The organism is Sodalis sp. (in: enterobacteria), assembly GCF_047607725.1.
Lineage (GTDB): Bacteria > Pseudomonadota > Gammaproteobacteria > Enterobacterales > Enterobacteriaceae > JBLKSS01.
This window is the reverse complement of sequence record NZ_JBLKSS010000051.1, coordinates 1-12,363: the sequence shown is the minus strand read 5'-3', so window position 1 is coordinate 12,363 and position 12,363 is coordinate 1. Positions and strand designations below refer to the sequence as shown.

8 protein-coding genes and 7 pseudogenes are annotated in these 12,363 nt (G+C 58.0%); 6 read left to right on the top strand and 9 right to left on the bottom strand.

Annotated features, from left to right (window positions below):
* Positions 1-136: 136 nt before the first annotated feature.
* Positions 137-388: pseudogene (gene trxC, locus ACMX3H_RS05650) on the bottom strand (thioredoxin TrxC); the annotation flags it as partial.
* Between the two features lie 219 nt (positions 389-607).
* On the opposite strand from trxC, the gene ACMX3H_RS05645 reads away from it, so the two are divergent.
* Entirely contained in the window at positions 608-1,741 is a 1,134-nt protein-coding gene (locus ACMX3H_RS05645; RefSeq protein ID WP_415210114.1) for a tRNA/rRNA methyltransferase, read from the top strand.
* 70 nt (positions 1,742-1,811) lie between these two features.
* Here ACMX3H_RS05645 and mprA read toward each other — a convergent pair whose 3' ends face one another.
* From mprA to ACMX3H_RS05615, 6 genes and pseudogenes are all read right to left on the bottom strand, one after another.
* Positions 1,812-2,333: a transcriptional repressor MprA gene (gene mprA, locus ACMX3H_RS05640; RefSeq protein ID WP_415210113.1), complete on the bottom strand. Its 522-nt coding sequence runs from the start codon at positions 2,331-2,333 to the stop codon at positions 1,812-1,814.
* 138 nt (positions 2,334-2,471) lie between these two features.
* Positions 2,472-2,810, bottom strand: a complete 339-nt coding sequence (gene ygaH, locus ACMX3H_RS05635; RefSeq protein ID WP_415210112.1) for an L-valine transporter subunit YgaH — start codon at positions 2,808-2,810, stop codon at positions 2,472-2,474.
* Positions 2,803-3,543 (bottom strand): AzlC family ABC transporter permease, encoded by a 741-nt coding sequence (locus ACMX3H_RS05630; RefSeq protein ID WP_415210115.1) that lies wholly within the window; start codon positions 3,541-3,543, stop codon positions 2,803-2,805. Before ACMX3H_RS05630 ends, ygaH begins: the two co-directional genes overlap by 8 nt.
* Before the next feature lie 110 nt (positions 3,544-3,653).
* Positions 3,654-4,852: pseudogene (locus ACMX3H_RS05625) on the bottom strand (MFS transporter).
* A gap of 152 nt (positions 4,853-5,004) precedes the next feature.
* The gene (proX, locus tag ACMX3H_RS05620) at positions 5,005-5,781 is read right to left on the bottom strand and encodes a glycine betaine/L-proline ABC transporter substrate-binding protein ProX (RefSeq protein WP_415210111.1); all 777 of its coding nucleotides are present in this window, start codon (positions 5,779-5,781) and stop codon (positions 5,005-5,007) included.
* Between the two features lie 71 nt (positions 5,782-5,852).
* Positions 5,853-6,251 (bottom strand): annotated as a pseudogene (locus tag ACMX3H_RS05615) (ABC transporter permease subunit); the annotation flags it as partial.
* A gap of 99 nt (positions 6,252-6,350) precedes the next feature.
* Here ACMX3H_RS05615 and ACMX3H_RS05610 point away from each other — a divergent pair.
* Together ACMX3H_RS05610 and rraA are read left to right on the top strand one after the other, a co-directional pair.
* A pseudogene (locus tag ACMX3H_RS05610) lies at positions 6,351-6,728 on the top strand (IS21 family transposase); the annotation flags it as partial.
* Between the two features lie 338 nt (positions 6,729-7,066).
* Positions 7,067-7,525: pseudogene (gene rraA / locus ACMX3H_RS05605) on the top strand (ribonuclease E activity regulator RraA); the annotation flags it as partial.
* Between the two features lie 203 nt (positions 7,526-7,728).
* On the opposite strand, the gene zapB reads toward rraA, so the two are convergent.
* On the bottom strand, positions 7,729-7,968 hold the full coding sequence (gene zapB, locus ACMX3H_RS05600) for a cell division protein ZapB (protein WP_415210110.1): 240 nt from the start codon (positions 7,966-7,968) through the stop codon (positions 7,729-7,731).
* Between the two features lie 518 nt (positions 7,969-8,486).
* Here zapB and ACMX3H_RS05595 point away from each other — a divergent pair.
* From ACMX3H_RS05595 to glpX, 3 genes and pseudogenes are all read left to right on the top strand, one after another.
* Complete coding sequence (locus tag ACMX3H_RS05595; RefSeq protein WP_415210109.1) at positions 8,487-9,350, top strand: MIP/aquaporin family protein; 864 nt, start codon at positions 8,487-8,489, stop codon at positions 9,348-9,350.
* Positions 9,351-9,388: 38 nt separating this feature from the next.
* Positions 9,389-10,903 carry a glycerol kinase GlpK gene (glpK, locus tag ACMX3H_RS05590; protein ID WP_415210108.1) on the top strand — a complete coding sequence of 505 codons (1,515 nt, stop codon included), beginning with the start codon at positions 9,389-9,391 and terminating at the stop codon, positions 10,901-10,903.
* Positions 10,904-10,999: 96 nt separating this feature from the next.
* Positions 11,000-11,957 (top strand): annotated as a pseudogene (gene glpX, locus ACMX3H_RS05585) (class II fructose-bisphosphatase).
* A gap of 29 nt (positions 11,958-11,986) precedes the next feature.
* On the opposite strand, the pseudogene emrD reads toward glpX, so the two are convergent.
* Positions 11,987-12,226 (bottom strand): annotated as a pseudogene (gene emrD / locus ACMX3H_RS05580) (multidrug efflux MFS transporter EmrD); the annotation flags it as partial.
* Between the last annotated feature and the right edge of the window lie 137 nt (positions 12,227-12,363).

Here is a 12,363-nt window from a genome sequence, read left to right as displayed (position 1 = left end):
TCGCCGGATTATCCATGATCTGACAGCCGTCCCTTATAGGATGCGGGTTCACTAGGCATCGTAGTGGAACATATTCTTACCGGGCCATACAACAAACCCACCAATAATTCAAGACGTCCTCCACGGGGCGCTTACCTTTATCGCGACGTTCGCCGGCGACGGCATCGAACCCCGGCGCAAAACCAACGCAGGGGTCGCACCACGGCGCCCAAAAATCGATGACGATAGGTAGATCGTCCTGCAGCAGCTTGTCAAGCGTAGCACCGGTAGCGTGGATAACCGATCCGTCCAGCAGCGGTTCACCACAGCGGCCGCATTTGGCGGCATTATTGATCCTGTCGTCCGGCAGGCGATTGGTGGCCAGGCAGGATGCACAAACCGTGTTCATAATGTTGCCTCTGATGAGCGGAACCATCGCGCCGAAAATTTTCCGGCCGGTGGCATTCGCGCTTTTAGTGGGTCAATTTTCAAAGTATGGTAAAAGAAATAACGGGTGACAAAATGATTTGTTCGATGGTTTCGATAGTTGCCGGCTTTTATCTTAACCCGGTAGCTATATGGGCGGAGATCGGGTAATCTTCGCGCCCATTAGAGGGGGGAGGGCAATATGAGCGATAGCGATTCGTTAAAGGGTAAAAATGGCAAAGTCCGCGTGATGTATGTGCGCAAAGAGGAAGAGCAGGCGCCAACGCGCCGCCCCGCCACGCGCCGCTCCGCCGCCGATCGCAAGAGCGGTCAGCGCGATGAGGGCCGTAGTCCGTGGAAGACGCCCGGCGAACGCGCCCGCGGCGGTGCTCGTGCCGATCGCGCCTCCTCCTCAGGTGACGCGCCACGCCGCGCCCGGCAGGACGCTCCGCCCCGCGCCGACAGCGCCGGCCGCCGGCCGCGCAGTGAGACCGCGGACTCGCCGTGGAAAACCTTCTACGCGGGGGATGACGCCGCCGGACCCGATCATGGGGGCATCAGCGGCAAAAGCCAGATTGATCCCGAACAGCTGCGCCGCCAGCGTGCCGAAGAAACCCGCGTTTACGGGGAAAATGCCTGTCAGGCGCTGTTTCGCAACCGCCCGGACGCCATCGTGCGGGCCTGGTTCGAGCAATCGGTGACTCCACGGTTTCGCGATGCGCTGCGCTGGATGGCGGCTAACCGCAAGGCTTATCATGTGGTGGAAGATGATGAGTTGGCCAAAGCCTCGGGCACCGAACATCATGGCGGCGTCTGTTTTTTGATTAAAAAACGCGCCGGTCTTGACGCCGACGGTTATCTGGCCAGCGTGGCCGCAAAACAGCACGATTGCGTTATGGCGCTGGAGCAGATTAGCAATCCTCACAATCTCGGCGCCATCTTACGCAGCTGCGCGCACTTCGGCGTGAATGGCGTGATGGTGGGCGACAGCGCCCTACTGGAGTCCGGCGCCGCGGTGCGCACCGCGGAAGGTGGGGCAGAGCACGTCAAAGCCATTCAGTGCGACGATATGTTGCAGGACATGCAGCGTTTTCAGCGTGCCGGCTACATCGTGGTAACGCTGACCAGTAACGGCGGCACGCCGCTTTCCGAAGTGAAAATGCCCGCCCGGGCGGTGCTGGTATTGGCGGAAGAGGGCGACGCGCTCTCACAAGCGGTGCTGTCCCAGGCGGATATCGCGGTGGCCATCAACGGCACTGGTCGGGTACCTAGTTTGAACGTGTCCGTCAGCGCCGGCATTCTGCTGGCGGAATGGTGGCGGCAAAACCGCGGCTGACGGCGGCGGGACGCAAAAAAAAACGCCGCGGAGGATCCCTCGCGGCGTTTGCTGTGGCAAGCGGCAAATTTCACTTCAGCACATCCTCTTCCGAGATAAGCGTGTCGAGCTTATTCAACAGTTTGCGGGTCAGGCTTTCCAATTGCTGCTTTTCCGCTTCATTCAGCGTCGGCCACGGGGAAAGCAGGCAGTTGTACTGCGGCGGCAAAAGATTATCAAGAAACGTCTGGCCGGCTTCCGTCAGATGCAGATGCAAACAGCGGCGGTCATTTTCGCTCTCTTTACGTTCAATCCAGCCGCGTTTTTCCAGCTCATCGGCAATGCGGGTGGCATTCGTGCGGGAGGAGCCCAGGGCCGAACTCAGTTCTGACGGCTGAATACTGCGGCTGGCCTGCGATTCCAGGGTCACCACCGCCATAAACAGGGTTTCGTTAATTCCCTGGGCTTTCAGCATACGGTTGCGGTTTTCCAGCAGTTTACCCTGCATATGCATGCACAAACGGGTCAACAACACTTCCTGGAAAGGAAAATCGCTTTTTTGCTGCGCGCGCAGCGTTAACATTTGTTCTATCGGGGTGAACGAACTTTCCATTGTAACCTGGACCTCATTAGTTACAGACTGTATAATAACTAATGTAATCACACATGTAAATATTGTCAGGCTGGAAAGTTTAGATGTCTATATAAGTGTTGAGGTAATGTTAATTTACCCGCTTCCTTACTCCCCCGATTAAAATGTCAGCAAGCACTTGTACACCACGCCATACATCAGCGCACTGGACAGCGTCGCCATGACGATGCTGCGGGTGCGGGTAAAAAGCGCCGCCAACGTCAAAAACCCCGCCAGCGCAGGCCATGCACGCTGAGGCTCATGTAGGATATCGGGTAAGGTGGACACCACCAGCAATGCACAAATGGCGGCAATACCGATACTGTCCAGTACCCGACCGAGCGGGCCGTTGCGCAGCGGCCGGCCGCCGGCGTTGCCCGCCAGGCGTAGCGGTAACCAGCGAAACAAAAAATTCGCCATCCCTACCACACAGCCAATGATAAACACCGTACTAGTCACGTCTACCCTCCTTTAGTGACGATAGCAGCGCCGCCAGACAGCCGCCGCCGATGCCGCCCAGAATCGCCATGGGGATCGATACCAGCCAGAGGCCCGCCAAGGCGCCGACCAGCGCCGCGGCCAGTACCAGGCTTTGCCGGCGCTGGAAAGCGGCCAGCAGAAAACTCAGAAACAGCGCCGGTAGCATAAAGCCCAGCGCCGCCGAGACGGCGGGCCAATCATCGAGCAGACCGTTGCCGGAACACACGCCCGTCAGCGTGCCGGCTACCCACGACAGCCAGGCGCAGAGCGCGACGCCTATCATCCAGGTTTCCGACCAGCTGCGGTTGTCCCGGCTGAGGCGGCTAATGGCGGCGGCGAAGACTTCATCGGTCAGGCCAAAAGCCCAAAGGGCGGTTTTACGGGGCGACAGCGCGCCAGGGATGCGTTGGCGCAGCGCCGGCCCATACAGTAAGTGACGCACGTCCATCGTCATGACCGTCAGCGCGGCTATCCACAGTGAAACGCCGGCGCTGAGCAGGGTAGTAATCACAAACTGGCTGGCACCGGCGTATATGATGCAGGAAATGAACAGCCCTTCCAGCGGCGTGAAGCCGAGTTTCACGGCGTTCAGGCCAAAGGCGAACGCCACCGGCATATACCCGATGACAATCGGCAGGCTATCTTTGATGCCCTGACGGAAGGTCGCGGGCGCGGTGGTGGCCGGCAGACCGGCATTGTTAGGCTCCATGATGAATCGTCTTCTTTCCTTTGATGGCTTATAAGAGCGCGGCGCCACGCGCCGCGGTGGCGAATCTTATCAATACCATGAGAATTCGCCCCGCGCCAGCGGCGAGCGCGTGATCAGCCGCGGGGCAGGCCAGACTCTTCGTGACGGCTACCGCACAGCCATAGCAATAAATTGACCAGGCAGAGCAGGCCGCCGGCGAGGCTGACGCCGTTCCAGCCGGCGCTTTGGTAGGCCGTGGCGGACACCAGCGACCCGAAGGCGCCGCCGGCGAAATAGCTGGTCATGTAACCGGAGGTCAGGCGGTTGTGCGCTTCCGGCATGCGGGGTAAATCACGCTTTGGTTGGTGATGTGTAGCCCCTACACCGCCAGGTCAAGGGCAATAATGCCGAGCACCAGCGAAAGCCAGTGATATTGGCCATACCACACCAGTACCCAGGAGAACAGCAGCAGCAGTAGACCACCCAGCGTGGTCATTTTGGCTTTACCTCGGTCTGCCAGCGTGCCGGCGCGGGTGGCCGCTAACGCGCCCGCGGCGCCCACCAGCCCAAACAGGCCGATTTTCGACTCGCTAAAATGAAAGGGCGGCGCGGCCAGCAAAAACGCCATGGAGGTCCAAAGATTACTAAAACAGGCAAAGCTGAGGCAGCCCAGCAGAGCACGGCTGCGCAATACCGGCGAATGCCGGTAAATGCTGAAAATCGAGCCAAGCAACTGGCGGTAATTCAGATCGGAGTACTGTTTATAACGCGGCAGGGCAAACCACAGTATTACCGCCATGACCACCATCAACGCGCTCGCCAGCCAGTAAACGGTTTGCCAGCCGCCGAGATCCGCCAGCGCGCCGGCAACGGTCCGGGCCAGCAGGATGCCGAGCAGCAGACCGCTCATGATGGTTCCCACCACCTTTCCACGCCTCTCGGGATCGGCCAGCGAAGCGGCCAAAGGCACCAGGATCTGCGCCACCACGGAAAAAAGGCCGGTCAGGGCGGTACCCAATAGCATAATCGGCAAAGACGGCGCCGAGGCGGTAATCACCATGCCGATGGCGGCCAGCACCGACATCACCACTATCATACTGCGGCGTTCAAATTTATCGCCGAGAGGCACCAGGAACATCAGGCCGCAGGCATAGCTGAGCTGTGCCGCCGTGACAATGAACCCCGCCTCGCGCACCGACAAATGGTAGGTCCTGGCGATAGCATCCAGCAGCGGCTGGGCATAGTAATTACTGGCAACGGCCAGGCCTGTGGCGATCGCCATGATGAGGATTAATGCCGGGTTCAGACTAGGATGATCTGTGGACGTTTTCATTAAGGATTCGTTTAACCAACGGGCGGGTATTATTACCGACTAACAACAAAAAACGAGGGGTGAGTCCCCCTCGCTTGTTTTTCGCCGGTATTATGGCGCCGCCGACGCGGGTTTACGCCCGTATCGACGATCTAAACGGCGCGGTGTCGCGCTTATTTGGCGGCGGCCGCGGCGGTGTTTACCCAACCGTCGAACAGGGCCTGATGCGCTTTGATCCAGCCGTCGGTCTGGCGTTCAATATCCGCTTCTTGCGCTTCGCCCTGGTGCATCCGCGCGTTTTGTGCGTTGATATAGGCAATCGGCAGCTTCATGATGGCGAAGAGTTTGGCTGCTGCCGGATTGGCCTCGGCCCACTGTTTGTTGGCGACGATGCGCATGCTGTTGACGGGGAAGCCATAGTCTGCGCCGTTGGGCAGCTTAGTGCTGATCCCTTTCTGCTCACCCGGCAGCGAGGAGAACGGCACCTGTAACCAAACCACATCGCGTCCCGGCACCAGTACGTCGCTTACCCAGTACGGCGTCCAGGTGTAATACAAAATAGGTTTACCTTCCTTGTAGCGGCTGATGGTATCGGCCATGATCGCCGCATAGTTTCCCTGATTATGCTCGACGGTCGCGCTCAAGCCATAGGCCTTGATGTGGTGGTTAATGACCGCCTCACAGCCCCAGCCTGGCGTACAGCCGGACAAATCCGCCTTGCCGTTGGCGATGGCGGTGTAGGCGACGTTGTAATCCACTTCGTTAGTGGGCTGAACGTCGTAGCCCAGTTTCTGCAGCGCCCGGTTAACCAGCTCGGTTTGAAATGATTCTTCCGCCAGCGAGCTTTGCACCGGTTTTACCACCACGCCTTTACCGAGCAGCGCGGCGGCGCAGACAGACTGGGTGAATACGGAGGTGAGCGCGAGCGCACAGATAAAGGTATAACGCATGGAGAATTCCTGTTCTGTTTAGGGCGGGCAGCGGCGCAATACGCTGCCGTTGCCCGCCTTCGGGGAAAAGGTTATGCCTGTTTGCGAAAAGGACGGGTTATCAGTCCCAGCGGGCCGCTGCTGTACCAGAGGCGGTTGCCGTGGCTGCGGCTGTCGCGGCCCAACGACTGCGTCAGGCGATCGAGGATAATCGCCAGGATGACAATACCGACGCCGACGGTGGCCAAGCCCATGTCGAGCCAGCCAATGCCGCGCAGCACCATCTGTCCCAGGCCGCCGACCGAGATCATCGAGGCGATGACCACCATCGACAGCGCCAGCATCAGCGTCTGATTGATCCCCTCCATGATAGTCGGCAGTGCCAGCAGCAATTGCACTTTGAACAGCATCTGGCGCGGACTGGCGCCGAATGACTCCGCGGCTTCCACCAAATCCGCCGGCACCTGTTTGATGCCGAGGATGGTCAGCTGCTGGTTCCGGTCACGTCCGATCACTGATTCCGATTCTGTCAGATCGCTCATCTTCTGTTCCTCCATACTCTGGAGACTTTTAGCTTCCGGGGGTATGGCATGGCACGTAAAAAGAAGAACGCGAGAACAGAAATGTACATATATATCAATGTATTACGCATGAAATTTGAGCAGCGTCGCTCGAATCGTACCATCGCAGCAGCGCTCGGCATCGGCTGTACCACAGTGCACGATATCCTCGGCCGATTCACGGTGGCTAACCTGGTCTGGCCATTGCCGGCGGAACTGTCCCCCGTCGACCTCGACCGCCTGCTCTATCCCGGCAAATTCGAGAAGGCTATCAAGACCTTACCCAGCTGGATTGATATCGATACCGAGTTAAGCCGCAAGGGCGTGACCAAACAGCTGCTCTGGATGGAATATCAGGCCGCCGTGGGCGGTGATGCCCTCGGCTACTCACAGTTCTGTGCACTGTTCGTAAGCGCCCCGTGGAGGACGTCTTGAATTATTGGTGGGTTTGTTGTACGGCCCGGTAAGAATATGTTCCACTACGATGCCTAGTGAACCCGCATCCTATAAGAGACGGCTGTCAGATCATGGATAATCCGGCGATGATAGTGTCCACTTAAATTTTAATGGACACTATCACAAACTTCAGAACCACTAATTTCATATCACTCAAACCGGGATGGAAATAAAAGTTATTAAAATCAATACAATGTAAAAATGCAATGAGCATAAGCGTGTAACGTAGGTTTACTGTCTCATACAACAAACCCACCAATAATTCAAGACGTCCTCCACGGGGCGCTTACGAATTATGTGACATCTATCAGGAAAACGTGAACGTTGTTGAGCCTCTTTTCACTAATTTTGGCGGCAGAACCTCTTTCGGCGGTCAGATAACGACCGTGAAGTGTTTTGAGGATAACGGTTTGCTCTACGAGCTGCTGGAAGAAAACGGCCGCGGCCGCGTCCTGCTGGAGGACGGCGGCGGATCGGTACGACGGGCGCTCATCGATGCCGAACTGGGCAATCTGGCCGTGCAGAACGAATGGGAAGGGATCGTGGTTTACGGCGCGGTGCGCCAGGTGGACGACCTGGAAGAGCTGGATCTGGGCATTCAGGCTATGGCCGCCACCCCCGCCGGCGAAGGCATTGGCGAAAGCGATATCCGGGTGAATTTCGGCGGCGTCACCTTCTTTTCCGGCGATCATCTCTATGCCGATAATACCGGGGTCATCCTGTCCGAAGACGCGCTAGATTTGGAATAATGCTAACGGCTCCACGAGCGCCGTCAGTAGCCGAGCCGGCGTCCCATGTCGGCCCGGCGGGGTGATCTCTGGGGCAACGCCCGATGCCGGCAAGCGGCTCAGCGGAGATCACCGCCGGAGTACGTCAGGTCAGGATGCATAGCGCCGCTGCCCGGACGCACAAGGCGATGCGCGCACCGCCCGCAGGCAATCCCTAGGGGAATTCAAACCTCATCCATTTTGCTCAACAGACCGCGCAAGCGCTCTTGCCACATATGCTGCTCCTGCTTAAGCTGCTCGTTTTCGTTCACCAGCGATTCACGGTTGCTCTGCGCCTGCTGAACTTCCTGGCTCAGGCTAGTGTTCTTTTCTTTTAGCTCCTCGATTTCCATCTGCAGAAGCGTGATGGTATCAATCGCCTGCTGGACTTTCGCTTCCAGTTTCTCAAATACTTCAAATGCCATTTGTTTCCCCCTAAAGACACAAGGCGTCTTGGTCAGTGGTCGCTACACACCTTTGTGTAACTCGAAAAAGCCGACCGCCTAGGCGTGTTGCAGCTACCCTTTGCTGTGACTGATACCGGATTTTAAGTAGCCTACCTGCCCGTGTCCATACACATTGTCTCAATTAGGACATTAGACCCCCGTCCATGCCGGCGGTTCGCCCCGCGGCGGGAGAACCCGTCATGCCGGCTTCTTTCTTCCGGCCGGCGGCGGCGCGTGCGTTTTCCTTTGAGAGGGAAACGTGGCAAAAAAATTAAGGTACTTAGCAGCGTAACAAATAGGTGTTTAGGAACAAATTTTTAAGCGAATACCCGCATTTTTATGACACGGCCCACACATTTAGAGTTCGATATTTCTCGTTTTTGCTCGTTAACGATAAATTCACATTATAACTACATAAGTTATTACCCTATATTTTATCAGTGACAAGGGTGTTGCATCAACCTGGTTCGACACCTTTCCAGCCACAGGAACCGTTTATGAGCCAATTAACATCACCGACAATAAAAGGGCAATGCATCGCCGAATTCCTCGGGACAGGATTACTGATTTTCTTCGGTGCCGGCTGTGTCGCCGCCATGAAATTGGCCGGGGCATCTTTCGGCCAGTGGGAAATCAGCATTATCTGGGGCATGGGCGTGGCAATGGCGGTCTACCTCACCGCGGCTGTTTCCGGTGCGCACCTCAGCCCGGCGGTCACCATTGCGCTCTGGCTGTTCGCCAGCTTCGAGCGGCGCAAAGTGCTGCCGTATATCGTGGCTCAGATGCTGGGGGCCTTCTGCGCCGCGGCGCTGGTTTACGGCCTTTACTATAATCTGTTTTTTGATTATGAGCAGGCACACCATATGGTTCGCGGCAGCGTCGAAAGTCTGGATCTCGCCGGTATTTTTTCAACCTATCCTAATCCGCATATCTCGGTGGCCCAGGCGTTTTTGGTGGAAATGGTGATTACCGCCATCCTGCTGTGCCTGATCCTGGCGCTGATCGACGACGGCAACGGCATCCCGCGCGGCCCCCTGGCGCCGTTACTGATCGGTATTCTGATCGCGGTGATTGGCGCCTCGATGGGGCCGCTGACCGGCTTCGCCCTAAATCCCGCCCGTGATTTCGGCCCCAAAACCTTCGCCTTCCTGGCCGGCTGGGGCAAAGTCGCCTATACCGGCGGCCAGGAAATCCCTTACTTTTTGGTTCCGTTGATCGCCCCGGTGGTTGGCGCCTGTCTGGGCGCTTTCGGCTACCGCGCGTTGATTGGGCCGCATCTGCCCGGCCAACTGAGCGGCGAAGAGGCCGATGATGTCGCCGTTGCCCAAAGCCGCGCTGCGCGCTCCGAACCCAAAACCTGATTTCCTTTGTTGAACGTCTAAAATAGCGAGAAACTCTTATGTCAGCAGAAAAAAAATATATCGTCGCGCTTGACCAGGGAACCACTAGCTCGCGCGCGACCGTGCTCGATCACGACGCCAACATTGTCAGCGTATCCCAACGGGAGTTTACGCAAATTTATCCTAAGCCCGGCTGGGTGGAACATGACCCGATGGAAATCTGGGCCAGCCAGAGTTTGACCCTGGTGGAGGTACTGGCCAAAGCCGATATCCGCTCCGATCAAATCGCCGGCATCGGCATCACCAACCAGCGGGAAACCGCGGTGGTATGGGATAAAGAGAGCGGTAAACCCATCTATAACGCCATCGTGTGGCAGTGCCGACGCACTGCGGACATCTGCGAAAAACTGAAACGCGACGGCCTCGAAGAATATGTGCGCCACACTACGGGTCTGGTCATTGACCCCTATTTTGCCGGCACCAAGGTCAAATGGATCCTCGACCATGTGGAGGGCGCCCGCGAGCGCACTAAGCGCGGCGAATTGCTGTGCGGCACCGTTGATAGCTGGCTCATTTGGAAAATGACCCAGGGACGGGTCCACGTCACCGACTACACCAACGCTTCGCGCACCATGCTGTTCAATATCCATGAACTGGAGTGGGATGACCGCCTACTGGATATCATGGATATTCCGCGTTCCATGCTGCCCAAGGTACGGCCCTCCTCGGAAATCTATGGCCAGACCAATATCGGCGGGAAAGGCGGCACCAGCATTCCCATCACCGGTATCGCCGGCGATCAGCAGGCGGCGTTGTACGGCCAGCTGTGCGTAACGCCCGGCATGGCGAAGAATACCTACGGCACCGGCTGCTTCCTGCTGATGAACACCGGCACCGAAGCGGTACAGTCGCGCCACGGTCTGCTGACCACCATCGCCTGCGGACCGCGCGGCGAAGTGAATTACGCGCTGGAAGGCGCGGTGTTTGTCGCCGGCGCCGCCATTCAATGGCTGCGCGATGAGATGAAACTGATTAACGACGCCACCGATTCGGAATATTTCGCCGGCAAGGTGAAAGACACCAACGGCGTGTATGTGGTGCCGGCCTTTACCGGTCTCGGCGCTCCCTATTGGGATCCTTACGCCCGCGGCGCCATCTTCGGCATCACGCGCGGCGTGAACGCCAACCACATCATCCGCGCGACGCTTGAGTCGATTGCCTTCCAAACGCGCGATCTGATCGAATCGATGCAGGCGGATTCCGGCGAGCGGCTGAAAGCGCTGCGGGTTGACGGCGGCGCGGTCGCCAACAATTTCCTGATGCAGTTCCAGTCCGATATTCTCGGTACCCGCGTCGAACGCCCGGAAGTGCGGGAAGTCACCGCGCTCGGCGCCGCTTACCTGGCGGGTCTGGCGGTCGGCTTCTGGAGCGATCTGGAGGAGGTGCGCAGCAAAGCGGTTATCGAACGTGAATTCCGTCCCGGTATTGAAACCGTGGAGCGCAATTATCGCTACGAAGGCTGGAAGAAAGCGGTGGCACGCGCACGCGCCTGGGAAGAGCAGGACGAAAAGTAACGGCCCCGCCAACCCCGGCCTGAATCCCCTGAGTGGGCGGCGGAGTGTGGTAAACTGACGGCAATATTCATCTTTGCCGTCAGGAAACCCATCGTCATGAAACGTGAATTAGCCATTGAATTCTCCCGCGTCACCGAAGCCGCCGCCTTGGCCGGCTACAGCTGGCTGGGCCGCTGCGATAAAAAACGCCGCTGACAACGCCGCGGTTCAGGCTATGCGCATTGTGCTGAATCAGGTGCCGATCAATGGCCGCATTGTGATAGGCGAAGGGGAGATCGATGAAGCTCCGATGCTCTATATCGGTGAAGCGGTTGGTACCGGCGTCGGCGCGGTGGTGGATATCGCCGTCGATCCCATCGAAGGCACCCGCATGACCGCCCTGGGACAGGCCAACGCCCTGACGGTGCTGGCCGTCGCTGAAAAAGGCGCATTTTTACACGCGCCGGATATATGTACATGGAAAAATTGGTGGTCGGGTCGGCGGCGCGGGGCGCCATCGATCTCGCCGCCCCGCTGGAGGATAATTTACGCGCGGTGGCTAGCCGTCTGGGAAAAACCCTGTCGGAATTGAGGGTGTCGCTGCTGGCCAAGCCGCGTCATGATGCCTGCACCCAATCGTTGCAGCGGCTTGGAGTGCGCGTTTTTACCTTCCCCGATGGCGACGTTGCCGCGTCCATCCTCACCTGCATGCCTGATAGCGAAGTTGACGTCATGTACGGCATCGGCGGCGCGCCGGAGGGGGTGATTTCCACCACGGTGATCCCGCGCCCTGGATGGGGATATGCAAGGCCGTCTGCTGCCGCGGCATCAGGTGAAAGGCGACAGCGAAGAGAACCGCCGGATCGACGCGGATGAGCTGGCCCACAACGATAACGTCATTTTTTCCGCCACCGGCATTACCAAAGGGGACCTGCTGAACGGCATCACACGCAAAGGCAATATCGCCACCACCGAAACGCTGCTTATCCGCGGCAAAAGCCGCACCATTCGCCGCATTACCTCGATTCACTATCTCGATCGCAAGGATGCCGCGCTGCATCCCTTCATCCTATGAACCACCGCCGAGCCCGCTGCTGCGCGTTCCTAGACTATTTCCGAACCCTGGCGGGGCATGGTTTGCGACAGCGGCAACCAGCACAGCAGAATCAGCATACCCATGGCGAAGGTTATCATCCCCAGGCTGAACTGGCCTTGCTGCGGCAGCAGCGAGGAGAAGCCGGCAACGACGCCTGAGCCGATATTTTGCAGGCCGCCGACCAGTGCGCCCGCGGTGCCGGCCTGATAGGGATAAGGCTCCATCGCGCCGTTGGTGGCCAACGGAAAGTAAGCGTACGCCCAGCGCCGTCTGTTAATTCCCCATCAAGTTATTGAAGATGATGTCCATTATTTTTTTAATGGGCGCAATTCATGAAACAAACCCCACCAAAACCCTCAAGACGTCGTCCCAATTTCCCGCTGGA